Source organism: Acidovorax soli, from assembly GCF_900107605.1.
GTDB classification, from domain to species: domain Bacteria; phylum Pseudomonadota; class Gammaproteobacteria; order Burkholderiales; family Burkholderiaceae_C; genus Acidovorax; species Acidovorax soli.
In genome coordinates, this window is sequence record NZ_FNQJ01000034.1 from 1 (window position 1) to 21773 (window position 21773).

Here is a 21773-nt window from a genome sequence, read left to right on the forward strand (position 1 = left end):
TGGCCGTATACCGCGAGTTGCTGATCAACAGCCCGCAGCACTCCACCCTCGTTCATTGAAACCCAGGGTGTTGCACTTCACTTTTGAATCCGCCCTATAAGAATTCAAGATAAATATTGAAGAAGTGTTTAATGATATTGGACTTGAATGATTCAGGCTGATGCAATGGCGGTCACGATGATGCACAGGAGACTGCCATGTCCGCCAACGACCCGACCCAGATGACCGCACTGGCCCAGGCCAGCGCCGCCGCCCACCCCGTGCCCGACCGTGGCCACGTGAACAATTACACCGAGGACAAGGAGCTGCAGCAGCTGCTGGCGCTGTACCTGCCGGCCGACCTGTATGCCCACCTGCAGCCATACTTCGAGCGCATGGGCGAGCTGGCCGGCGGCGCCGTGGATGATTGGGCGCTGGAGGCCGACCGCAACCCACCGACGCTGGAGATGCGTTCGCGCGCCGGCAAGGAGGTGCAGCGCATCGTCAAGCACCCAGCCTATGTGGAGATGGAGAAGATCGCCTACCAGCAGTTCGGCCTGGCCGCGATCTCGCACCGTGATGACATGCTGGGCTGGAAGGGCAAGATGCCGCCCATCGTCAAGTACGCGCTGACCTATCTGTTCGTGCAGTCGGAGTTCGGCCTGTGCTGCCCGCTGTCGATGACGGATTCGCTCACGCGCACGCTCAAAAAATACGGCGAGCAGAAGCTGCTGGACAAATACCTGCCCACGCTGCTGGCCATGGATTTCGACGCGAGCGTGCAAGGGTCGATGTTCATGACCGAGCAGGCCGCGGGCTCGGACATCGCCAACACGCTGACCATGGCCTATCCGCAGGAGGACGGAACTTGGCGCCTGTATGGCGAGAAGTGGTTCTGCTCCAACCCCGACGCGGGCTTTGGCATGGTGCTGGCGCGCGTCGATGGCGGGCCGCCCGGCATGAAGGGTATCTCGCTGTTCCTGCTGCCGCGCCTCAAGGACGACGGCGGCACCAACCACTATCACATCGTGCGCCTGAAGGACAAGATGGGCACGCGCTCCATGGCCAGCGGCGAGATCCGCATGGACGGCGCCGTGGCCTACCTGGTGGGTGAGCAGGGTCGAGGCTTCGTGCAGATGGCCGACATGGTGAACAATTCGCGCCTCTCGAACGGCATGCGCTCGGCCGGCATGATGCGCCGCGCCGTGGCCGAGGCCGAGTTCATCGCCCGCGAGCGCTGGGCGTTCGGCCGCCGCCTGCAGGATCTGCCGCTGATGCGCGTGCAGCTGGACAAGCTGCGCGTGCCGGCCGAGCAGGCGCGCACCATGGTGTTCCAGACGGCGCAGACGCTGGCGCGCTCGGATGCGGGCGACAAGACGGCCTACGCGCTGCTGCGCATCCTCACGCCCTTGATCAAGTTCCGCGCCTGCCGCGACGCGCGCAAGGTCACTGGCGACGCCATGGAGGTGCGCGGCGGCTGCGGCTACATCGAGGAGTGGGCCGACCCGCGCCTGGTGCGCGATGCCCATCTGGGCTCGATCTGGGAAGGCACGAGCAACATCGTGGCGCTGGACGTGGTGCGCGCCATCAAGCGCGAGGGCTCGCTGCCGGTGCTCAACGACTACCTGCGCGGCCTGCTGGCCGAGACCGGTGCCATCACCGCTGCCTACCGCCAGGCCCTGGAGCAGGCGCTGGCGCGTGCCATCCAACTGGGCGAGCGCGCCGCGGCGGAGGGGGGCGAGTGGCTGGCGCGCCAGGCCGCCTCCGGCCTGTACCACTGCACCACGGCCATCGCTATGGCCTGGGAGGCAGGCAAGACCGGCAGTAGCGAGCGCCTGCGCCTGTCGCAGCTGGTGCTGGCGCACCGCGTGCTGCCGCGTGATCCGCTGGCCGATAGCGGCGTGCCGGCCGACTGGCAGGCCTGAATAGGGGCCGGAACCCAGCACCCCTCAGTGGGGAAATGCGATGGAAGCGCTTATCTATCAAGCGCAAGCAGCTAATAAAACCATAGAAGGAGACAGACCATGCAGATTGCCAAACGTGCCGTGTTCGGCCTGATCGCGGGTGCCGCCCTGGCGGCAGCCCTGCCAGCCGTGGCTCAGGACAAATTTCCGGAGCGCCCTGTCACATTCGTTGTACCCTTCCCGCCCGGCGGGCCTACCGACGCCATGGCGCGCATCCTGGCCACCGAGCTGACGCGCGAATTGGGCCAGAGCGTGGTGGTGGACAACCGTGCCGGCGCGGGCGGCAACATCGGCGCCGATGCCGTGGCGCGTGCCACCCCCGACGGCTACACCATCATGTTCGGCACCTCGGGGCCGCTGGCCATCAACCACAGCTTGTACAAGGGCCTCAAATACGACCCGCGCACCAGCTTCGAGCCCATCATCTACGTGGGCTACCTGCCCAACGTCCTGGTGGTGCGCCCCAATCTTGGCGTGAACAGCGTGCAGGAGCTGATCGTCAAGGAGAAGGCCAAGCCCGGCGCGCTCAATTTCGCCTCCTCGGGCAATGGCGCTTCCTCGCACCTGGCCGGTGTGCTGTTCAACGGCATGGCGGGCACGCAACTGGTGCATGTGCCCTACAAGGGCACGGGGCCGGCACTCAACGATCTGCTGGCGGGGCAGGTGGACATGACCTTCACCGACATCCTCACCGCCATGCCCTACATCAAGAGCGACAAGGTGAAAGCCCTGGGCGTGGCCACGGCCAAGCGCTCCAGCGCCATGCCGGGCATACCCACCATCGCCGAGCTGGGCGGCAACGACCTGAAGGGCTATGACGTGAGTGTGTTCTTCGGCGTGGTGGCCCCCAAGGGCACGCCCGCCGAACGCCTCAAGGTGCTCAACCAGGCGTTCTCGCGCGTGTTGGCGACAGACAAGGTCAAGCAGACCTTTGCGGCGCAGGGGCTGGAGGCATCGTCTGACCAAACGCCAGCCCACCTGGGGCACTTCATCAAGACCGAGGTTGACAAATGGGCCAGGGTGGTTGAGCAGTCAGGCGTGCGGCTTGATTGACCCGCGCCTTGCTCACCCATGGACGACACAGGAGACAAATATGCACAACGACAAGTTTTCGCGCCGCCAAGTGCTGGTGGCAGCTATGGCGGGCTCAATGACAACGGCGCTTCATCCGGTGGCAGCAGCTCAGCCTGACGGATTTCCTGCCAAGCCGGTTCGGCTGGTAGTTCCTTACGGAGCTGGCGGTCCGACCGACGCGCACCTGCGCGTGGTCGCACAGCAGGCTGGTGCGCTGCTCAAGCAGCCCGTCATCATTGACAACAAGCCAGGCGCCAACGGCACCTTTGGCGCAGCTGAGCTTGCGCGTGCGCAGCCCGATGGCTACACCATCGCAGTGCTGCCCGCCAGCGTTTACCGCGAGCCCTACCTCAATCGCGTGAACTTCGATCCGATGAAGCTCACCTACCTCATGGGCATGACGGATTACACCTTCGGGCTGGCCGTGCGGCAGGACGCGCCCTGGAAAAACTGGAGCGATTTTCTGGTCGAAGCACGTAAGCGCCCAGGCAAAATCTCCGTCGGCGCAGCCGGGCCGGTGCAGACACCCAGCATTGTGCTGAGCGAGTTGGTGCAGACTGTGAACGTCGATTTCAACCGCGTGCCCTACAAGGGTGATGCGGAGCAGGCGACCGATTTGCTGGGTGGCCACATCGATGCGGGTGTGCTCTCCGGTATGGCGTCATCGCACATTCAGTCCGGCCGGATGCGCTACCTGGTGATGTTCACGCCCAAGCGGGTGCCGCAGTTCCCGGATGTGCCCACGCTGCGCGAGGAGGGTGTCGATGTAGTGATTGAGTCCCCGTATGGTATTGCGGGGCCGGAAGGTTTGTTGCCCGAGCGGGCACGGATTCTGCACGACGCATTCAAGGCAGCACTGGAGTCGGCAGAGGGGCGCAAGATCCTCGACCAGCTCAACCAGCCGCTCAATTACCGCAGTTCGGAGGAGTTCGCGCAGTACGCAAAGAACACCTTTACCCGCGAGAAGGTTCGGATGGAGCGTTTCAAATCCACTTTCAGCACGCAGCCCAAGTGAGCGGCGGTGCGTTTGACACGATGAATCCACACCCATGAATACCAGTGCCACACCTTCTTGCGCGGGCGCGCTTGCAGGCATCAAAGTGCTCGATCTTTCGCGCATCCTGGGCGGGCCGCTGTGTGGCCAGATTCTGGGCGACCATGGAGCCGATGTGCTCAAGGTGGAGCCACCGCAGGGCGACGACACGCGCGCCTGGGGGCCGCCCTTCCGCGACGGCGTGGCGTCGTACTACTTCGGCCTGAACCGCAACAAGCGCATCCAGTTCCTCGATCTGTCGGCCGCAGACGGCCAGCAGCGCGTGCGCGAGCTCATGGCCCAGGCCGACGTGGTGGTGGAGAACTTCAAGGTCGGCACCATGGAAAAGTGGGGCATAGGCTACGAGCAGATGCGGCATGATTTTCCGCACCTGGTCTGGTGCCGGGTGACGGGCTTCGGCGCCGACGGCCCGCTGGGCAGCCTGCCGGGCTACGACGCCGCCATCCAAGCCATGGCCGGACTCATGAGCATCAACGGCGAGGCCGACGGCGACCCGCTGCGCGTGGGCCTGCCGGTGGTGGACATGGTCACGGGCCTGAACGCCGTGATCGGCGTGCTGCTGGCGTTGCACGAGCGCGCCAGGAGTGGCATGGGGCAGCTGGTGGATGCCGCGCTGTACGACTCGGGCTTGTCACTTTTGCACCCGCACGCGGCCAATTGGTTCATGAGCGGCAAGATCCCGCAGCGCACGGGCAATGCCCATCCCAATATCTACCCCTACGACGTGATCCGCACGGGCGGAGCGCCTATCTTTTTGGCGGTGGGCAACGACCGGCAGTTCAGGCTGCTGTGCGGGCACATTGGCCAGCAAGCGCTGGCCGACGACGAGCGTTTCGCCACGGCGGGCCAGCGCTCGGTGCATCGTGCCGTGCTCAAGCCCCTGCTGGAGCAGGCGTTCGCTGCCTATGACGGTGTGCCGCTGGCCGATGCGCTGATGGCTATCGGCGTGCCCGCCGCCCCGGTGCTGGACGTGGAGCAGGCCCTGCAGCATCCACACACCCTGCACCGCGACATGGTGGTGCGCCTGGACGGCTACCAGGGCCTGGGAGCCCCCGTGAAGCTGGGCCGCACGCCGGCCAGCTACCGGTTCGCACCCCTGAGCGAGGGACAGGATTTCCTGCCCATGCCGGAGGATGGCCGGACGCGGGAATGATGGTGCGGATCAGCCCTGCCCGGCGTTGAGCTCGGCAGGCTGCAGCAGGCGCGCGATCAAGGTCCCCACCTCAGAGGCATCCAACGGAATGCGCACGCGCAGCGGGCTGCCCGAAGCCACTTGCATCGGCTCCCCATCCAGGCTCCGCATCTGCGTGAGCAGCAGCGTGCGGTTGCCGCTGGGCTGGATGATCTCCAGCATGTCGCCCACGGCAAAGCGGTTCTTGGTCTCCACCTCGGCCCAGCCGTCTTGCACGGCCTTGACTTCACCGACGAACTGGCTGCGCTGGTTTTCGGAGCTGCCGGTCTCGTAGTTCTGGTAGTCGTTGGCGGGGCGGCGCTCCAGGAAACCCGCGGTGTAGCCGCGGTTGGACAGGCCTTCGAGCTCGGTGATGAGCTCGGGGTTGAACGGGCGGCCGGCCACGGCATCGTCGATGGCGCGGCGGTAGATCTGCGCCGTGCGCGAGACGTAGTACTGGCTCTTGGTGCGCCCCTCGATCTTGAGCGAGTCGACACCGATCTCCACCAGGCGCTGCACATGCTCGACGGCGCGCAGGTCCTTGCTGTTCATGATGTAGGTGCCGTGCTCGTCTTCCATGATGGGCATGAGCTGGCCGGGGCGTTCTTTTTCTTCGAGCAGATAGACCTGGTCGGCCAGCGGGTGGCGCGCGCCGCCGCCGCAGGCGGCAAAGGCCGCGTTGTCGTCCTCCTGGGCCTGCTGAAAGTGGAAGTCACCGTCCATGCGCTGGGCCATGGCTTCGCCTGTGTTGGGGTCCACGGCTGCGGGCTGCGTGGCGTAGTTCCAGCGGCAGGCGTTGGTGCAGGTGCCCTGGTTGCTGTCGCGGCGGTTGAAGTAGCCCGAGAGCAGGCAGCGGCCCGAGTAGGCAATGCACAGCGCGCCGTGCACGAACACTTCGAGCTCCATGTCGGGGCATTCCTGGCGGATCCTGGCGATCTCGTCGAGCGAGAGTTCGCGTGACAGGATGATGCGCTTGATGCCCACCTGCTGCCAGAACTTCACCGCCGCGTAGTTGGTGGTGTTGGCCTGCACCGAGAGGTGGATCTCCGCCTCGGGCCAGCGCTCGCGCACCATCATGATCAGGCCGGGGTCGGCCATGATGAGGGCATCGGGCCGCATGGCGATGATGGGCTCGATGTCGCGCAGGTAGGTGCGCACCTTGTCGTTGTGCGGCAGCAGGTTGCTGGTGAGAAAGAACTTCTTGCCGCGCGCATGGGCTTCCTCGATGCCCTGCTGGATCTGCTCCAGGCGGAACTCGTTGTTGCGCGCGCGCAGGGAATAGCGCGGCTGGCCGGCATAGACGGCGTCGGCGCCGAAGTCGTAGGCGGCGCGCATCTTGGCGAGCGAGCCGGCAGGCAGCAGCAGTTCGGGGCTTTTCAGGGTCATAGATCAATTGTGGCCAAGGCCAGGGAAAAGGCTCTGCGTTACCGCAGTAAAGCAGCAGTCTCAGGGCGAGCGCATGCCGGCGCAGCCGAGCCCAAGGGCCCCAGCTTGGGCGCAGGATTTTTCAGTCCTGTGGGCGAAAACCTATTTCCAGCGTGGATGGGACGCGTCCGTCCACATCGCGGGGCAGCGACCCGGTCTTGTCGAGTGCGCGCAGCACGGCATCGTCCCAGGCCTTGTTGCCACTGGACTGGATCAGCTTCGTGCCCACGATGGTGCCGTCGGGGGCGGCGCGCACCTGCACCACGGCGCGCGGGTTGCCTGCTACAGCGTCGGGGTACACGATGTTGGGCCGGACCTTGGCCGCCACCTTGCCGCCATAGCTGCCCGAGGGACCGGAGCTCTGCTTGGCGTTGCCCGTGGCGGTTTCGCCGCCCGTGGCGCCGGCGAGGCCCTGCATGCGGCGGATGTTCTCCTGCCGGCGGGCTTCTGCCGCCTTGGCGCTGGCCTTTTCGGCAGCTTCCTGCTTGCGCAGGTCTTCCTGTTCCTGGCGCTTCTTGTCCTCGGCCAGCTGCTTTTGCTTTTCCTGCTTTTTCTGCTTTTCCTGTTCGGCCTTGTGCTGCTCCAGCTTCTTTTGTTCGGCCAACTGCTTCTCGTGCAGCTCCTTCTCATGCGCCAGGCGTTCGCGGCGCTCTTCTTCCTTGCGCTCGCGTTCACGCTTCTCGCGTTCGAGTTGCTGCTGGTGCACTTTCTTTTCTTGTTCCAGGCGCTTTTTCTCGCGCTCAAGGGCGATATCGGCCTGGCGGGTATCCGGCGCTGCCTGCCGCGGGGGCGGTGGTGGCGGGGCAGGGGTGGGCTGGGGCGGCGCGGGCACCGGCTCGGGCGGTGGTGGCGAGGGCTCGACCGCACGGGGCGCAGCTTGCTGCGGAACGGCCGACCACAGTTCGGCCTCCACGGCCGGCATGTCGGCGCTGCTTTTCCAGTTCACGCCCCATGTCAGCGCGCCAATCAGGATGGCGTGCGCCAGCACGGCCAGCACAATGGCGCGCAGGCGGGCCGGCGGGCGGGGCGGGGCAAACTGGTCGCGGTCGTCGTGAGCGTGCATGCGATTTCTATGGGGGCGGGTCGGCGCTCAGCCGCCGCTCTTGACGGCCAGTGCGACGCGGGGCACACCGGCCTGTTGCAGGGCCGACATGGCCTTCATGACCGATTCGTAGGAAACGTTCTTGTCGGCGCTGATGAGCACGGGCGTGTCCTCGGGCTGGTCCTTGAGCCAGTTCCTGGCCGTGGCGCCCAGGCTTTGCAGCGGCACCGGGCGCTCGTTGCCGTCGGCCTTGAAGCGCACGCTGCCGTCCTTCTCCACGATCACGTCGGCGCGTGTCTTGGGCACCTTGGCACCTTTGCCGACGGAGGGCACATTGACCGAACTGGGCGTGAGCATGGGCGCCGTCACCATGAAGATGATGAGCAGCACCAGCATCACGTCGATGAAGGGCACCATGTTGATCTCGTTCATGGAGCGGCGGCGGCTGCCGTTGCGCGAGGCCATTGCGGGCATTTCAGCTCTCCGTTGCGCTGCGCAGTGTGCGCAGCGGATAAAACTGGCACGCCCGAGGCCGGCAGACGCCGCGCAAGGGCCGCCCCGCCGCGCTGGCGTCGTCCCCCTTCCCGCAGTGCATAGCGCTGCGAGAGAAGGGGGAAGCCGCAAAGCGGCTCAGGGGGATGTACTTCATCTCAGTGGCCCGAGGGCGAGCCTGGGTGGGCGCCCAGGTTGCGCTGCAGGATGTTGGAGAACTCCTCGATGAAGGTCTCCTGGTGGGTGGCCACGCGGTCGATGTCGCGCGCGAAGCGGTTGTAGGCAATCACGGCGGGAATGGCAGCAAACAGGCCCAGGGCGGTGGCCACCAGCGCTTCGGCGATGCCGGGCGCCACGGTGGCCAGCGTGACCTGCTCCATGCCGGCAAAGCCCGTGAAGGCGTGCATGATGCCCCACACCGTGCCGAACAGGCCCACATAGGGGCTGACCGAGGCCACCGAGCCCAGGAAGGACAGGCTGGATTCGACCACGTCCATCTCGCGCTGGAAGCTGGCGCGCATGGCGCGGCGGGCACCGTCGAGCAGCGTGCCGGGGTCGGTGATGCGGCGTTCGCGCAGCTTCTGGTGTTCGCGCATGCCGCTGGCGAAGATGCGTTCCATCGGCCCGGCGCTCTTGGCGTTCTGCGCGGCGCTGGCGTACAGGTCGTTGAGGCTGGTGCCCGACCAGAAGTCGCGCTCGAAATCCTCGTTGAGCGCCTTTACGCGCTTGAGGGCGAACAGCTTGCGAAAGATGGCGGCCCAGCTGGCGACGGAGACGCCCAGCAGCAGCAGCATGACGAGTTGTACCACCCAGCTGGCGTGCAGCACCAGGGAGACGATGGACATGTCTTGGGAATTCATGAAAGTTGTTCCAGAAGGGTGTTCGGGATTCTTGCGGGGCGCATGCTCGCGGCGTCCACCCAGCCGATACGGATGGTGCCTTCGCTCAGCAGAATGGGTGGTTGGCTGGACATTTGCTCATTATTCAATAGCGCCTGCTGCACTATTGTCAAGGATGCACGGCCTGTTTCCTGCAAATGGGCGGTAACAATGAGTGCATCGTCAAGGCGGGCCGGGCGCAGATAGCGCAGGCGGGCATCGGTTACGACGAACATCCCGCCCGTTTGTTCCCGCAATCGCTGCTGGCCCAGGCCCAGCGAGCGCAGCCATTCGGTGCGGGCACGCTCGAAGAACTTGAGGTAGTTGGCATAGAACACGATGCCGCCGGCATCGGTGTCTTCCCAGTAGATGCGGATGGGGAATTCGAACGCCATGGCGGTCATCAGCCCAGCAGCGAGCGCAGGCGCGCCACCGATTCCTGCAACTGCGCCATCGAATTGGCGGTGGAAAAACGCACGAAACGCTGGGGGTCAAAGGTGCCGAAGTCGCGCCCCGGCGTCACGGCCACATGGGCCCGGCGCATGACTTCATACGCAAAATCCCAGCTGCCCTGCACGCCGAGTTTTTCACAGGCGCGAGTGCAATCGGCCCAGGCATAAAAGGCGCCGTCGGGCATCACGGGCACGGCCAGGCCCAGGGCCTGCAGTTCGGGGATGAAGTAGTCGCGGCGGGCCTTGAACTCGGCACGGCGGCGTTCGTATTCGGCGATGCTCTCGGCCTCGAAGCAGGCCATGGCCGCCAGTTGCGACACGGTGCTGGCGCAGATGAACAGGTTCTGCGCCAGGCGCTCGACCACGGGCACCATGGCATCGGGCACCACCATCCACCCGAGGCGCCAGCCCGTCATGTTGAAGTACTTGCTGAAGCTGTTGATGCTGATGACGCTGTCGTCGATGGCCAGCGCCGTCTGGCCGAAGGCGTCGTCGTACGACAGGCCCAGGTAGATCTCGTCGATCATCGTCACGCCGCCGCGCTCCTGCACCACGCCGTGGATGCGGCGCAGCTCGTCGGGTGCAATGGATGTGCCCGTGGGGTTGGAGGGCGAGGCCAACAGGACACCGCGCGTCTTGCTGTTCCAGGCCGCTTGCACCTTCTCGGCGCTCAGCTGGTAGCGTTCGGCGGCGGTGGTGGGGACCAGCACGGCATTGCCTTCGGCGGCGCTCACGAAATGCCGGTTGCAGGGGTAGCTGGGGTCGGGCATCAGCACCTCGTCACCGGCCTCGATCAGTGCCAGGCAGGCCAGGTGCAGCGCCGCCGAGGCGCCCGCCGTGACCACGATGCGGCGGGCCGGCACGTGGACGCCGAAGCGCTGCTGGTACCAGCCGCTGATGCGCTCGCGCAGGGGCTCGTAGCCCAGCGACTGTGTGTACTGCGTGGCGCCGTCGTGCACGGCGCGTGCGGCGGCTTCCTGCACCAGCGGGGGCGCCGTGAAATCGGGCTCGCCAATGTTCAGGAAGATCATGGGCTGGCTGCTGCCCGCCACCTCGCGGGCCATGGCCTGTGCGGCCTTGGCCACTTCCATCACATAAAACGGATCAATGCGCTCGGCGCGCCTGGAAAACTTCATGGGGAGAGGTCCTGCCCGCGCGGGGCGGGGTGGCGAAAGAATGCGGGCCGCAGGCGGCCCCTGGGCTGCCGGTTCAGGCGCTGGCGCTGGTGCCGGCGGCTGCGGGTGCTGCGCCCTTGTCGGCCGCCACCTCGGCTGCGCGCAGGCGGGGTGCCAGGCCGTTGAGCACGGCATTCACATACTTGTGGCCATCGGTGCCGCCAAATTCCTTGGCCAGCTCGATGCACTCGTTGAGCACCACGCGCCACGGCACATCCAGGCAGTGCTGGAACTCGTACACGCCGATCCACATGGCGGCGCGCTCGATGGGCGAGATCTCGGCCATCTTGCGGTCGAGCAGCGGCGTGATCAGGGCATCAAGTTCTGCGGCGGCGTCGATGCAGCCGTGCAGCACGGCGTTGTAGTGCGCGGCATCGGCCTTGTGAAAGCCGGCCAGGTCGCGCGTGAACGAATCAATGGCCTCGGCCTCGTTGCGCCCCACGAGATGCTGGTACAGCGCCTGCAGCACAAACTCGCGGGCGCGGCTGCGGTTGGATTTGGAGGCCGCCTTGCGCACACCATTGCTTTTCAGCCCGGTGCGGGCCTGCTTCGGGGGGCTTGCAGACGGGGGCGCGGCGGGGGTGGTGGGATCGCTCATGACAGTTCTTCCAGCAGATTGGCCATTTCCACCGCCACGCGAGCGGCATCGCGGCCCTTGTCGGTCTGGCGGGCAATCGCCTGCTCCAGGTTCTCGGTGGTGATGATGGCGTTGGCAATGGGCAGCTGGTAGTCGAGCGACAGCCGGGTCACGCCCGCGCCGGACTCGTTGGCCACCAGCTCGAAGTGGTAGGTTTCGCCGCGGATGATGCAGCCCAGGGCGATCAGTGCATCGAAGCGGTCGCTTTCGGCCATGGCCTGCAGCGCCACGGGCACTTCCAGGGCGCCCGGCACCAGCACATGCTGGATGTGCTTTTCGGGCACGCCCAGGGCCAGCAGCTCGTCGAGGCAGGCCTTGGCCAGCGCGTTGGTGATGCCTTCGTTGAAGCGGGCCTGGACGATGCCGATGTGCAGTTTCTTGCCATCGAGCTTGTCCGCTGTTCCTTTGTCTGCGCCAAACATGGTTTATTCCTTCGGGATGTAGCCGGTGATTTCGAGTCCGTAGCCGGCCATGCTGGGCATGCGCCGCGGCTGGCCCATGAGCTGCATCTTGTGCACGCCCACTTCGCGCAGGATCTGGGCGCCCACGCCGTAGGTGCGCAGGTCCATGCGGCCGCGCTCGGGGGCCTGCGAGGCACGTGCCGTGCCTTCGAACTGCTCGAGCAACTGCGCGGCGCTTTCGCCGCAATTGAGCAGCACGGCCACGCCCTGGCCCTGGCTGGAGATGTAGTGCAAGCTGGTGTCCAGGCCCCACGAGTGCATGGAGCGGTTCACCTCCAGTGCATCGAGCACCGACAGTGGCTCGTGCACGCGCACGGGCACCTCGTCGTCGGCGCTCCACTCGCCCTTGACCAGGGCCAGGTGCACGGCCCGGCTGGGCTTGTCGCGGTAGGCGTGGGCGGTGAACTCGCCGTAGGCCGTCTGCAGGGTGCGCTGGCCTATCTTCTCGATCAGCGATTCATTGCGGCTGCGGTGCTCGATCAGGTCGGCGATGGTGCCGATCTTGATGCCGTGTTCGGCGGCAAAGATCTGCAGGTCGGGCAGGCGCGCCATGGTGCCGTCGTCCTTCATGATCTCGCAGATCACGGCGGCGGGGCTGCAGCCGGCCATGGTCGAGAGGTCACAGCCAGCCTCGGTGTGGCCCGCGCGCATGAGCACGCCGCCGTCCACCGCCTGCAGCGGGAAGACATGGCCGGGCTGCACCAGGTCGGCGGCCTGGCTGCCTTTGGCCACGGCCACCTGGATGGTGCGCGCGCGGTCGGCGGCCGAGATGCCGGTGGTCACGCCCTCGGCGGCCTCGATCGAGACCGTGAAGGCCGTGCTGTACACGGTGCCATTGCGCGTGGCCATGGGCGGCAGCTTGAGGTGCTCGCAGCGTTCGCGGGTGAGCGTCAGGCAGATCAGGCCGCGGCCGAAGCGCGCCATGAAATTGATGGCTTCGGGCGTGACATGGTCGGCGGCCAGGACCAGGTCGCCTTCGTTTTCACGGTCTTCTTCGTCCACCAGGATGACCATGCGCCCGGCGCGCATCTCGGCCACGATGTCTTGCACTGGCGAGATGTGTGCGGGGATGAGGGGGGTGTTCATTGGGAGGGCTTTCGTTGGGGGCCGCGGTGAGCGGTCGGGCGGCAGCGCAGGTTCCCGAAGCCAGACGGCTGTGCGGGCCCGCCAGGCCCGCTCCAAAGAACATGCGATGCGGCGCCGCCGCACGGTGCAGAGGCCGGCGTGGTGCGCAGAACTCCGAAGCTGGCGATTTTAGTTCAGTCCGGGCCGGCCTGCAGTTCGATATCGCTCACGGGATAAGCCACACAGGGCAGCACGCAGCCTTCGGCCATTTCTTCGGACGACAGCCCCGGCCACTTCACCTCGTAGCGCACGCTGCCCTGGCGCAGCTGCCCCAGGCAGGTGCGGCAGGTGCCGTTGCGGCAGGAGCTGGGCCAGTCGATGCCGCCCTGTTCGAGCGAGATCAGCAGCGGCTGGTCGGGCCAGGCATCGCATTGCTGGTCGCCGGGTGCGACGCGGGCCGTGAAAAAGGGGGCTGTCATGGGGGAAAGAAAAGAATCGCTCATGGTTCCGTGGCAGGTCAGTGGCTGGGGGCGGTGCGTTGCCATACCAGCAGCAGGTTGTTGGCGGGCAGTGCGTGGCGTGCGGCCAGGTAAAGGCCGGCCTGCTGCGCTTCGCGGGCCACGTCGCCGAGGGCGCGGATGCCCCAGGCCGGGTTCTGTGCGCGCAGGCTGGCATCGAACGCCAGGTTGCCGGGGGCGGTGGGTACGCCGTCTTCGAGATAGGGGCCGTAGGTGACGAGCTGCCCAGTGGGCGCCAGGTGGCGTGCGGCACCCTGCATCAGGCCGGCGCAGCACGCCCAGGGCGCGATGTGCAGCATGTTGGCGCAGTAGATCAGATCGAACGGCGCGGCAAAGGCGGGGCCGGCGCCGGGCCAGGCATCGGACAGCACATTGAGCAGCAGTGGTGCCCGCACGTTCGGGGCGTTGGCGCTCCAGGCGGCTATCGAGGCGAAACCCTGGGGCGTGGCATCCGTGGGCTGCCAGGTCCAGCCGGGCAAGGCTGCGCCAAAACAGGCCGCGTGCTGGCCGGTGCCGCTGGCAATCTCCAGCGCGGCGCCCTGCTGGGGCAGCAGGGCCTGCAGCACCGTCAGGATGGGGCCGCTGTTGCGCTCGGCGGCAGGGCTGTGTGCACGGGCATCGGTGGGCATGATTGGGATCCAAGGAGGCTGCAGCGCTTGTCCAACAAGCGGTCAGAGCTATTGAAACAGGAGCGTGAATGGTGATGGAAAGTGCACGCGGGGATTGCTTAAAAAACGGGCGGTGTGATGGATTTCTTTACGAATCAAGGACTTGGCGTCGCCATACAGGACTTGTCAAAAGTTATCCACACCATTGTCCAGTGCGGGCTGGGATAAACCGGCATTGCTGCGGCCGGTGCTGCCTAAAAAACAGGCAACGCAGGAGATTGCTTTACAAATCAAGCACTTGGCGCTGCCATACAGGGCTTGTCCACACTTATCCACATGATTGTCCAGCGCGGGCAGGGATAACCGGCGCGGCCTGCAGGCGGCTCAGGCGGTGACCTGCACGCCTTTCCAGAACGCCACGCGGCCGCGGATTTCTTCGGCCTCGGGTTTGGGGTCGGCATAGAACCAGGCCGCGTCGGTGTTCATCTCGCCATCGACCAGCAGCGACAGGTAGCTGGCCTGCCCTTTCCAGGCGCAGGTGGTCTTGTGGTTGCTGAACGTGAAGTACTCGCGCTTGAGCGCGCTTTCGGGAAAGTAGTGGTTGCCTTCCACCACCACGGTGTCATCGCTCTCGGCAACGATCACGCCGTTCCAGCTGGCTTTCATGGGGAATCCTTCTTTCAGTAAAAAATGGGCTACTGCGCCTATGGAATCAGCTATGAATTCAATGGCTTGACCTGCGCCACTGGAGCATTTTCGCGCGTCAGTCAAACAGCGCGTCAAAGCCCGCTTCGGGGGTGAAGCGGCGCTCGCGGTAGTGCAGCCGCGTGGGGCCGGGCAGGGCGCGCTCGCGCACCGGGTGCATGGCATCGCCGGGGTAGCAGAGCACGCGCACGCCGTCGTGGTCAAACGGCTCGGGCAGGATGAGCGGCGGGCGCTGGCTGCGTGCGGCGCTCAGCACGCTGGCCACGCTGGCGTGGCGCGCCAGATGGGCCAGGCTCATGATCTGCGGCGGGGCCAGGTCGATGGCGCCGTCGCGGTATTGCTCCAGCGCCTTGCGCGGTGCCAGCCACACGCTGTCGGTGGTTTCCTCGTCATCGTGCCGTGCAGTCTGGCCGGCGGGCGCCTGGGCGACAAAAAAACGGGTGTCAAAGCGGCGCGTGCCCATGGTGGGTGCCAGCGGCGTGATCCAGCGCGACCAGGGCGCGAGATGGCGCGTCTGCAGGCGCAGCCGCAGTGCGGCCAGCACCTGGGCAAAAGGCTGGCCCGCGCGCAGCAGCGCACGCGCCTGGTCGGCATCCAGGGGGGCTCCGGCATCCAGCGGCTCGGCCAGCAGCAGGCCACATTCCTCCAGCGCCTCGCGCAGCGCGGCCACGTACAGGCCGGCGGCGATGGGGCCGTCGGTGTCGGGTTCGTTCAGACTGGCATGCAAGGTGGCGTGCGGCTGGTCGAGGTGGGTGGCTGCATCGAGGGTGGAGTCCTCGGCATCCAGCTTGCCTCCAGGAAACACATAGATCCCCGCCATGTTCGATGCCTTGGCGTGGCGGCGCAGCAGCAGCACTTCGGGGCCGGTGTCGGCCTCGCGCAGCAGCACCACGGTGGCGGCGGCGCGGGGAGTTTCGGAATCAACGGATGCGGCAGGCTGCATGGGGGCTTTCAGTGGACCTGGCAGTCACGGGCCGGACTGGCGGGCGGGGCGTTGTGGCGTAGAGTGCAACCCTATTTTGCACATTCACAGCACAGAGGAGTCATTGCAGCATGGCGATCGAATTCAAGGGCCGCGTGGCTATCGTGACGGGCGCAGGCGGTGGCCTGGGCCGCCAGCATGCGCTGGAACTGGCGGCGCGCGGCGCCAAGGTGCTGGTCAACGACCTGGGCAGCGGCGTGCACGGCGAGGGCGGCTCGGTCAGTCCGGCCCAGGCGGTGGTCGATGAAATCCGCGCCGCCGGCGGCGAGGCGCTGGCCAATGGTGCCTCGGTCACCGACTTTGCCGCCGTGCAGGCCATGGTGCAGCAGGCCATCGACGCCTGGGGCCGGGTGGACATTCTGGTGAACAACGCCGGCATCCTGCGCGACAAGAGCTTTGCCAAGATGGACATGGCGGACTTCCGCCTGGTGATGGATGTGCACCTGATGGGCGCCGCCCATTGCTGCAAGGCAGTGTGGCCGCACATGGTGGCGCAGGGCTATGGCCGCATCGTCATGACCACCTCGTCCACGGGCCTGTATGGCAACTTCGGCCAGGCCAACTACGGCGCGGCCAAGCTGGCGCAGGTGGGCCTGATGCAGACGCTGGCCATCGAGGGGGCCAAGCACCACATCCATGTCAACGCCCTGGCACCCACGGCCGCCACCCGCATGACCGAGGGCCTGATGCCCGAAGAGGTGCTGGCCGTGCTCAAGCCCGAGGCCGTGGTGCCCGCCATGCTGGTGCTGGCGCATGAATCGGCGCCCACGCGCACCATCCTGTGCGCGGGCGCGGGCACCTTCGAGGCGGCGCACATCACGCTCACGCAGGGCATCCACTTGGGGCTGGGCGCCGATGTGCCCGAGCAACTGGCCGCGCGCCTGGCCGAGGCGACCGACCGCACCGGCGAGCAGATACCACAAAGCGGCGCCGCCCAGGGCAGCAACGAAGTGGGCAAGGCCCTGGCCGCAAGGGCTTGATCGGGCGGCAGGCGGTCGGCGCGGCGCCGTGCTAAGTTCCGGGCCGACCCCGAAAATCGGTAACCAAGATATGAGCACCTTGCAGCAACACATCACCGCCTGTCCCCCCGAGGCCCTGGCCGGCATCCGCCGTGGCATCGAAAAAGAGGGTCTGCGCGTGCTGCCCACGGGTGAGCTGGCCCTCACGCCGCACCCGGCGGCGCTGGGCTCGGCGCTCACCCACCCCCACATCACCACCGACTACAGCGAGTCGCAGATCGAGCTGGTCACGGGCGCCCACCGGGGCGTGCAGCAGTGCCTGGATGAACTCACCGAGATCCACCAGTTCGCCCTGCGCGTGCTGCACGAGCAGGGCGACGAGATGCTGTGGGCGTCGAGCATGCCCTGCCGCCTGCCCACCGACGAGACCATTCCGCTGGCGCGCTATGGCAGCTCCAACGTGGGGCGCGCCAAAAGCGTGTACCGCATGGGCCTGGGCCACCGCTATGGCCGGCGCATGCAGACCATTTGCGGCATCCACTACAACTGGTCGATGCCCGGTGTGACGAGCGAACAGTATTTCGCGCTGATCCGCAATTTCCGCCGCCATGCCTTCGTGCTGCTGTACCTGTTTGGCGCCTCGCCCGCGCTGTGCCCCTGCTTTGCGCAGGGGCGCCCGCACGCCATGCAGCGCCTGAGCGAACAGGCGCTGTACCTGCCGCACGCCACCTCGCTGCGCATGGGCCGCCTGGGCTACCAGAGCGACGCGCAGGCCACGCTGGCCGTGAGCTACAACGGCCTCCGTGGCTATGCCGACTCGCTGCACGAGGCGCTGACCAAGCCTTACCCCGCCTACGAGGCCGTGGGCATCGTCAACCCGGGGGGCGACTACAACCAGCTGGGCACCAGCCTGCTGCAGATCGAAAACGAGTTCTACGGCACCATCCGCCCCAAGCGCGTGATCCAGCCCGGCGAGCGCCCGCTGCATGCGCTGCGCGAGCGCGGCGTCGAATATGTCGAGGTGCGCCTGATGGACCTGGACCCGTTCGTGCCGGTGGGCATCACGGCCGAAACCATGCGGCTGCTCGATGTGTTCCTGCTGCACTGCCTGCTGTCCGACAGCCCGCCCGACACGCCGCAAGAGATCACCGAGCTCAAGCACAACCAGCACCTCACGGCCGCGCGCGGCCGCGAACCGGGCCTGTGCCTGGTGCGCAACGGGCGCAGCGTGCCGCTGGTGGACTGGGCCGCCCAGGTGCTGCAAGAGTGCGCGCCGCTGGCCGCCGCGCTGGATGCCACGCACCACAGCAGCGACTACAGCGCCGCGCTGGCCAGCGCCCGCGCCACCTTGGCTCATCCGGAGCAGACACCCTCGGCCCGCGTGCTCGAACGCATGGCGCAAGCGCACGGCAACAGCTTCACCGGCTTCAGCACCCAGCAGTCCGTCCTGGCGCGCGATGCGCTGCTGGCCTTGCCCTGGAGCGCTGCCCAGCAGGCACGTTTTGCCGCACTGGCCGACGAATCCATGGCGGCACAAAAGGCCATCGAGGCAGCCGACACGCTGCCGTTTGAAGAATGGCGCCAGCACTACATGGCGGCGCAGGGGCTGGGCTGATCTGCCGGTCGAACCCTCGCTCTGTTCATTGGGGGGCTACCAGGAATACCGGATTCGCGAGATGCCGCAGGCTTCCTGTACTTTTTTTCGCGTGGGCTTGGTTCTTCGATCGGTTCAGAACATGCCGGGCCCAGGGTGCATGGCTTCAGGCATGGGTCATGTACGAAACAGGGCGCTCTTGGGCATCCCCTCTGATTTTTGTGGGCCAGGCCATGGCCTGGCGCTGCCGCCACTACAGGCGGGCAGCTTGCGACCCATACCAGCCCTAAATTTTCCAGAGGAGCAGACCGACATCGAAATGCTCCATTTAGTTGCGAGGTAGTTGCTGCCCCGTGACGCTATCTCGAATCTGAGGGGCACCTGGGCCGCCAGTGGTGAAAGTCCGACCATCCGGCGAGATCGCGACGTCGCAACCCAAGTCTCGCACGGTCGTTGTCGTGCCGCTATCAAGATCAGTTACGAACATTAGAAAAGCTGGCGCGAGTGTTCCTATGCAATCCGGGCACATCATCAGGTTTGCCGATGATGCGAGATAACGCCCGTCCGCGGAAAATGCTACCTGCGATCCGCAATGAGGAGGAATGGTCCGAGCAGCTTTGGCAAACTTGGATTCAGATCCACCGATAAGAGGTGGCGCGCCTAGAGTCGGAGCCCCGACAATCTGAAAACCTCGAATTGTGCCAAGCAGCCACAGCAGTAGTCCGCCACCTTGTGCTTTATCAAATGTCCCGGCCGCACTGGTTGCGGCAGCAACTGGTAAATCGGATTTCTCGAAGCCCCCCGCCAGACTACGCTGCCAGAGTCGCAAATCGTATCCGCCCGCCGTGCTCGCAAATATTCCGCCTTGTCGCTGGAAAGCCAGGCCGGTAACCGGTGCTTCATGTACTTTTGAGCTGTACAACAGAACGAGTTTTGTTGCATCAAATATCGCAATCTCTCCAGTGGAAAGCCCCACGACCAAAACCGATCCGTCTGGAGACATAGCAGTGGCCGTAGCCTTGGCGCCAAGTGGTAACTGGACCCTGCTTGCCTGTCCGGTATTCTTCATGGGCCGCAAGAGCAAATCCGGCCCGGCGCTGATAAGCACTTGTCCATCAGAAGAAAAGATGAGATCGACAATTTGCCCCCCGGCCGGCGAATGGTATTTCTCCATACCTGAGGCGACGTCCCACACAACAACATTGCCCGAAATGGCACCCACTGCCAGTAGGCTTCCGTCCGGCGAGAACGTGAGTGGTATTGGGCGATAGACCGACGCAATCACATCAAGGTAGCTCCGTCGAATAGGTGTCTTATCAACTTCCCGGGTCAAAAGTCGCCTGAATAACAACGGTTGCGCGTCGAACAAGGCTACCTCTCCTTCGTTCGTGGCGGCAGCGATAGTCCGGCCGTCGGGCGAGAACGCTGTCGAAACGACGTATCCCAAAGGTTGATCGCGCCCTGGAGTAGAAGCGCAACCAGACAGCAACACTGCGAGGAGCAATCCCGTCAGTGCCCGACTAATCATTTTCAGCATGGGTGGCATCATCACGCCTCCTCAAGATCACGATCTCGACAGATTAACCCTTTAGCCATTCGCCATGGCTGCTTTCGGCACAACTGGCCAATGACCGGTAGTGACCGACAGCAGCCGGCCAGATACAGCCCCGTTGATCGTGCGATGACCAATGAAGCGGCCACATGGAAGCAACGGTCTGGCTGCGAGCCATCAGACCCGCTGGACATCCCCATGGGTATCGGGAGCTTGTTGTTGTGAAAAAATGATAGCTGCTTGCGCTTATTCAGAAAGCGCTGCAGGCCTATTTCATGCGAAATTTACAGGATCAATCTGCAGCAGCGCCTCTTGCCTCCAGTATTCGGCCGCATCGAGGTAGCCCTCCCACACGCAGCCATTGCAGCCGCGTCCGCAGCAGGTGGTGGGCTCGGTCGGAGGCTCGCGCAGCGCCAGGCCCTGGGCACGGGCCTGCTGCTGCAGCACTTCGAACATGGCGCGGGCCGAGGGGGCGTCGGTGGCGCGGGCGGGTTCCAGCATCCGCAGGGCCGCCGTCACTGCCGGTCGCGTGCCTTGGCCGCCGCTGCGCGGCGCATGGCATAGCGCACCAGGAACGCGCCGCCCAGCACCAGCGCAAACCAGCCCACCAGTGCCGACTGCGCCATGATGTCCTGCACGCCGGGCGACCGCGCCACATAGGGCGCGATCAGCACCACCAGGCCGATCAGTGCGCAAGTGACCCCCTTGAACAAAAGCTCTTTGTCTGCCTTGTCGGCGGGGCTGGCGGGGCGGCGGGATGGTGCGGGCATGGCAGGCGTGGAACGTGAGGAGACGGGACGCGATTATCCTTGCCTCCCTCAGCCCGCACCCAAACTACAAGAAAGTACCCCCTCGCATGGCCATCCAGTGGTTCCCCGGTCACATGCACCTGACCCGAAAAGCCATCACCGAACGCATCAAGGACATTGATGTGGTGATCGAGGTGCTGGACGCGCGCCTGCCCGGCTCCAGCGCCAACCCGCTGCTGGCCGAACTCACGGGCCACAAACCCACGCTCAAGGTGCTCAACAAGCAGGACGTGGCCGACCCCGAGCGCACCGCGCTGTGGCTGGACTGGTACAACGCGCTGCCCGACACGCGCGCCGTGCCGCTTGATGCATCCGACCCGGCGCCCGCGCGCAAGCTCATCGACGCCTGCCACCTGCTGGCCCCCGGCCGGGGCGGCATGGCCAAGCCCATGCGTGTGCTGATCTGCGGCGTGCCCAACGTGGGCAAGTCCACGCTCATCAACACACTCACCAGCAAGCGCCAGGCCAAGACCGGCGACGAGGCCGGCATCACCAAGCTGGAGCAGCGCATCACGCTGGCCGACGATTTCTACCTTTGGGACACGCCCGGCATGCTCTGGCCGCGCATCAGCGTGGTCGAGAGCGGCTACAACCTGGCCGCCAGCGGCGCCGTTGGCCGCAATGCCTACGACGAGGAACTGGTGGCGCTGGAGCTGCTGCGCCGCCTGCAGAAAAACTATGCCCCGCTGCTGGAGGTCCGCTACAGGCTGGGCCTGCCTGCGGGCGTGGTGGCCGGGATGCACGACGAGGAACTGCTCGAAGCCATTGGCAGAAAACGCGGCGCCATGCTGGGCGGCGGGCGCGTCAACCTGCAAAAAACCGCCGAGATCGTGATGACGGACTTTCGCACCGCCATTCTGGGGCGCATCACGCTGGAAACGCCGGCCGAATTCGAGGCCTGGCGGGCCGCCGCCGCCCTGTTGGAGGCCGAGCGCGAGGCCAGGAAGCAGGCACGGGAAAACCGCAAGAAAAAGGGCAGCGGCACCCGCCAGCCCTGATCAGCCGCCCGCCTGCGGTCGCCTATTTGTTCTTGTCCTTGCCGCGGGGAATGACCGCCGTGACCGGCGGCATGGGGCGGTCGGAACCGTGGCCCTCCTTGGGGGGCGATGTGTCTTTCTTCGGCTTTTTTGCCATCTTGTTGTTGTGCATTTGTCCTTTGGCCATGAATCCTCCTGGG

General features: G+C 65.7%; 24 protein-coding genes. 7 read left to right on the forward strand and 17 right to left on the reverse strand.

The annotated features are described in order from the left end of the window. Positions 1-197 precede the first annotated feature (197 nt). From BLW02_RS16480 to BLW02_RS16495, 4 genes are all read left to right on the forward strand, one after another. Positions 198-1904 (forward strand): acyl-CoA dehydrogenase family protein, encoded by a 1707-nt coding sequence (locus BLW02_RS16480; protein WP_092700396.1) that lies wholly within the window; start codon positions 198-200, stop codon positions 1902-1904. A gap of 99 nt (positions 1905-2003) precedes the next feature. Then, positions 2004-2996 carry a Bug family tripartite tricarboxylate transporter substrate binding protein gene (locus BLW02_RS16485; protein ID WP_092700399.1) on the forward strand — a complete coding sequence of 331 codons (993 nt, stop codon included), beginning with the start codon at positions 2004-2006 and terminating at the stop codon, positions 2994-2996. Positions 2997-3036: 40 nt separating this feature from the next. Beyond that, on the forward strand, positions 3037-4032 hold the full coding sequence (locus tag BLW02_RS16490) for a tripartite tricarboxylate transporter substrate binding protein (RefSeq protein ID WP_092700402.1): 996 nt from the start codon (positions 3037-3039) through the stop codon (positions 4030-4032). Between the two features lie 34 nt (positions 4033-4066). Continuing rightward, the gene (locus BLW02_RS16495) at positions 4067-5224 is read left to right on the forward strand and encodes a CaiB/BaiF CoA transferase family protein (RefSeq protein ID WP_092700405.1); all 1158 of its coding nucleotides are present in this window, start codon (positions 4067-4069) and stop codon (positions 5222-5224) included. Positions 5225-5233: 9 nt separating this feature from the next. Here the strand turns inward: BLW02_RS16495 and trhP are convergent, their stop codons facing one another. The 13 genes from trhP to BLW02_RS16560 all read right to left on the reverse strand — a co-directional run bounded on the left by trhP (position 5234) and on the right by BLW02_RS16560 (position 15643). Continuing rightward, entirely contained in the window at positions 5234-6628 is a 1395-nt protein-coding gene (gene trhP / locus BLW02_RS16500) for a prephenate-dependent tRNA uridine(34) hydroxylase TrhP (protein WP_092700408.1), read from the reverse strand. A gap of 121 nt (positions 6629-6749) precedes the next feature. Further along, entirely contained in the window at positions 6750-7730 is a 981-nt protein-coding gene (gene tolA / locus BLW02_RS16505; RefSeq protein WP_092700410.1) for a cell envelope integrity protein TolA, read from the reverse strand. Positions 7731-7757: 27 nt separating this feature from the next. Then, positions 7758-8183, reverse strand: coding sequence for an ExbD/TolR family protein (locus BLW02_RS16510; protein ID WP_092700413.1), 426 nt, complete (start codon positions 8181-8183; stop codon positions 7758-7760). 176 nt (positions 8184-8359) lie between these two features. Further along, complete coding sequence (gene tolQ / locus BLW02_RS16515) at positions 8360-9061, reverse strand: protein TolQ (protein ID WP_026436020.1); 702 nt, start codon at positions 9059-9061, stop codon at positions 8360-8362. Continuing rightward, positions 9058-9474, reverse strand: a complete 417-nt coding sequence (gene ybgC, locus BLW02_RS16520; RefSeq protein ID WP_092700478.1) for a tol-pal system-associated acyl-CoA thioesterase — start codon at positions 9472-9474, stop codon at positions 9058-9060. The genes tolQ and ybgC overlap by 4 nt, the downstream gene beginning before the upstream one ends. Before the next feature lie 8 nt (positions 9475-9482). Next, on the reverse strand, positions 9483-10667 hold the full coding sequence (locus tag BLW02_RS16525) for a pyridoxal phosphate-dependent aminotransferase (RefSeq protein ID WP_092700415.1): 1185 nt from the start codon (positions 10665-10667) through the stop codon (positions 9483-9485). Positions 10668-10740: 73 nt separating this feature from the next. Next, positions 10741-11304, reverse strand: coding sequence for a transcription antitermination factor NusB (gene nusB, locus BLW02_RS16530; protein WP_092700418.1), 564 nt, complete (start codon positions 11302-11304; stop codon positions 10741-10743). After that, positions 11301-11765 carry a 6,7-dimethyl-8-ribityllumazine synthase gene (gene ribH / locus BLW02_RS16535; protein WP_026436016.1) on the reverse strand — a complete coding sequence of 155 codons (465 nt, stop codon included), beginning with the start codon at positions 11763-11765 and terminating at the stop codon, positions 11301-11303. The genes nusB and ribH overlap by 4 nt, the downstream gene beginning before the upstream one ends. 3 nt (positions 11766-11768) lie before the next feature. After that, complete coding sequence (gene ribBA / locus BLW02_RS16540) at positions 11769-12890, reverse strand: bifunctional 3,4-dihydroxy-2-butanone-4-phosphate synthase/GTP cyclohydrolase II (RefSeq protein WP_092700421.1); 1122 nt, start codon at positions 12888-12890, stop codon at positions 11769-11771. Between the two features lie 173 nt (positions 12891-13063). Further along, positions 13064-13348 carry a 2Fe-2S iron-sulfur cluster-binding protein gene (locus tag BLW02_RS16545; RefSeq protein WP_244273732.1) on the reverse strand — a complete coding sequence of 95 codons (285 nt, stop codon included), beginning with the start codon at positions 13346-13348 and terminating at the stop codon, positions 13064-13066. Positions 13349-13386: 38 nt separating this feature from the next. Beyond that, complete coding sequence (locus BLW02_RS16550) at positions 13387-14016, reverse strand: DUF938 domain-containing protein (protein ID WP_092700427.1); 630 nt, start codon at positions 14014-14016, stop codon at positions 13387-13389. A 363-nt stretch (positions 14017-14379) separates the two neighbouring features. Next, entirely contained in the window at positions 14380-14661 is a 282-nt protein-coding gene (locus tag BLW02_RS16555; protein ID WP_092700430.1) for a DUF427 domain-containing protein, read from the reverse strand. Positions 14662-14758: 97 nt separating this feature from the next. Beyond that, positions 14759-15643 (reverse strand): NUDIX hydrolase, encoded by an 885-nt coding sequence (locus BLW02_RS16560; RefSeq protein WP_092700433.1) that lies wholly within the window; start codon positions 15641-15643, stop codon positions 14759-14761. Positions 15644-15753: 110 nt separating this feature from the next. Between BLW02_RS16560 and BLW02_RS16565 the strand changes: the two genes are divergently transcribed. Together BLW02_RS16565 and gshA are read left to right on the forward strand one after the other, a co-directional pair. After that, entirely contained in the window at positions 15754-16662 is a 909-nt protein-coding gene (locus tag BLW02_RS16565) for an SDR family NAD(P)-dependent oxidoreductase (RefSeq protein WP_092700437.1), read from the forward strand. A gap of 70 nt (positions 16663-16732) precedes the next feature. Next, positions 16733-18256, forward strand: a complete 1524-nt coding sequence (gshA, locus tag BLW02_RS16570; RefSeq protein ID WP_092700440.1) for a glutamate--cysteine ligase — start codon at positions 16733-16735, stop codon at positions 18254-18256. 307 nt (positions 18257-18563) lie between these two features. On the opposite strand, the gene BLW02_RS19760 is transcribed toward gshA, so the two are convergent. The 3 genes from BLW02_RS19760 to BLW02_RS16580 all read right to left on the reverse strand — a co-directional run bounded on the left by BLW02_RS19760 (position 18564) and on the right by BLW02_RS16580 (position 20557). Further along, the gene (locus tag BLW02_RS19760; protein ID WP_139285394.1) at positions 18564-19604 is read right to left on the reverse strand and encodes a WD40 repeat domain-containing protein; all 1041 of its coding nucleotides are present in this window, start codon (positions 19602-19604) and stop codon (positions 18564-18566) included. Between the two features lie 456 nt (positions 19605-20060). After that, positions 20061-20288, reverse strand: coding sequence for an oxidoreductase-like domain-containing protein (locus tag BLW02_RS16575; protein ID WP_167544076.1), 228 nt, complete (start codon positions 20286-20288; stop codon positions 20061-20063). A gap of 14 nt (positions 20289-20302) precedes the next feature. After that, on the reverse strand, positions 20303-20557 hold the full coding sequence (locus tag BLW02_RS16580; protein WP_092700444.1) for a hypothetical protein: 255 nt from the start codon (positions 20555-20557) through the stop codon (positions 20303-20305). Between the two features lie 86 nt (positions 20558-20643). On the opposite strand from BLW02_RS16580, the gene ylqF reads away from it, so the two are divergent. Continuing rightward, the gene (ylqF, locus tag BLW02_RS16585; protein ID WP_092700447.1) at positions 20644-21594 is read left to right on the forward strand and encodes a ribosome biogenesis GTPase YlqF; all 951 of its coding nucleotides are present in this window, start codon (positions 20644-20646) and stop codon (positions 21592-21594) included. Positions 21595-21616: 22 nt separating this feature from the next. Here the strand turns inward: ylqF and BLW02_RS20050 are convergent, their stop codons facing one another. After that, on the reverse strand, positions 21617-21760 hold the full coding sequence (locus BLW02_RS20050) for a hypothetical protein (protein WP_167544077.1): 144 nt from the start codon (positions 21758-21760) through the stop codon (positions 21617-21619). Between the last annotated feature and the right edge of the window lie 13 nt (positions 21761-21773).

Coding starts and splice junctions, on each gene's coding strand:
- BLW02_RS16480 (WP_092700396.1), top strand. CDS start 198: ATGTCCGCCAACGACCCGACCCAGATGACCGCACTGGCCCAGGCCAGC.
- BLW02_RS16485 (WP_092700399.1), top strand. CDS start 2,004: ATGCAGATTGCCAAACGTGCCGTGTTCGGCCTGATCGCGGGTGCCGCC.
- BLW02_RS16490 (WP_092700402.1), top strand. CDS start 3,037: ATGCACAACGACAAGTTTTCGCGCCGCCAAGTGCTGGTGGCAGCTATG.
- BLW02_RS16495 (WP_092700405.1), top strand. CDS start 4,067: ATGAATACCAGTGCCACACCTTCTTGCGCGGGCGCGCTTGCAGGCATC.
- trhP (WP_092700408.1), bottom strand. CDS start 6,628: ATGACCCTGAAAAGCCCCGAACTGCTGCTGCCTGCCGGCTCGCTCGCC.
- tolA (WP_092700410.1), bottom strand. CDS start 7,730: ATGCACGCTCACGACGACCGCGACCAGTTTGCCCCGCCCCGCCCGCCG.
- BLW02_RS16510 (WP_092700413.1), bottom strand. CDS start 8,183: ATGCCCGCAATGGCCTCGCGCAACGGCAGCCGCCGCCGCTCCATGAAC.
- tolQ (WP_026436020.1), bottom strand. CDS start 9,061: ATGAATTCCCAAGACATGTCCATCGTCTCCCTGGTGCTGCACGCCAGC.
- ybgC (WP_092700478.1), bottom strand. CDS start 9,474: ATGGCGTTCGAATTCCCCATCCGCATCTACTGGGAAGACACCGATGCC.
- BLW02_RS16525 (WP_092700415.1), bottom strand. CDS start 10,667: ATGAAGTTTTCCAGGCGCGCCGAGCGCATTGATCCGTTTTATGTGATG.
- nusB (WP_092700418.1), bottom strand. CDS start 11,304: ATGAGCGATCCCACCACCCCCGCCGCGCCCCCGTCTGCAAGCCCCCCG.
- ribH (WP_026436016.1), bottom strand. CDS start 11,765: ATGTTTGGCGCAGACAAAGGAACAGCGGACAAGCTCGATGGCAAGAAA.
- ribBA (WP_092700421.1), bottom strand. CDS start 12,890: ATGAACACCCCCCTCATCCCCGCACACATCTCGCCAGTGCAAGACATC.
- BLW02_RS16545 (WP_244273732.1), bottom strand. CDS start 13,348: ATGACAGCCCCCTTTTTCACGGCCCGCGTCGCACCCGGCGACCAGCAA.
- BLW02_RS16550 (WP_092700427.1), bottom strand. CDS start 14,016: ATGCCCACCGATGCCCGTGCACACAGCCCTGCCGCCGAGCGCAACAGC.
- BLW02_RS16555 (WP_092700430.1), bottom strand. CDS start 14,661: ATGAAAGCCAGCTGGAACGGCGTGATCGTTGCCGAGAGCGATGACACC.
- BLW02_RS16560 (WP_092700433.1), bottom strand. CDS start 15,643: ATGCAGCCTGCCGCATCCGTTGATTCCGAAACTCCCCGCGCCGCCGCC.
- BLW02_RS16565 (WP_092700437.1), top strand. CDS start 15,754: ATGGCGATCGAATTCAAGGGCCGCGTGGCTATCGTGACGGGCGCAGGC.
- gshA (WP_092700440.1), top strand. CDS start 16,733: ATGAGCACCTTGCAGCAACACATCACCGCCTGTCCCCCCGAGGCCCTG.
- BLW02_RS16575 (WP_167544076.1), bottom strand. CDS start 20,288: ATGCTGGAACCCGCCCGCGCCACCGACGCCCCCTCGGCCCGCGCCATG.
- BLW02_RS16580 (WP_092700444.1), bottom strand. CDS start 20,557: ATGCCCGCACCATCCCGCCGCCCCGCCAGCCCCGCCGACAAGGCAGAC.
- ylqF (WP_092700447.1), top strand. CDS start 20,644: ATGGCCATCCAGTGGTTCCCCGGTCACATGCACCTGACCCGAAAAGCC.
- BLW02_RS20050 (WP_167544077.1), bottom strand. CDS start 21,760: ATGGCCAAAGGACAAATGCACAACAACAAGATGGCAAAAAAGCCGAAG.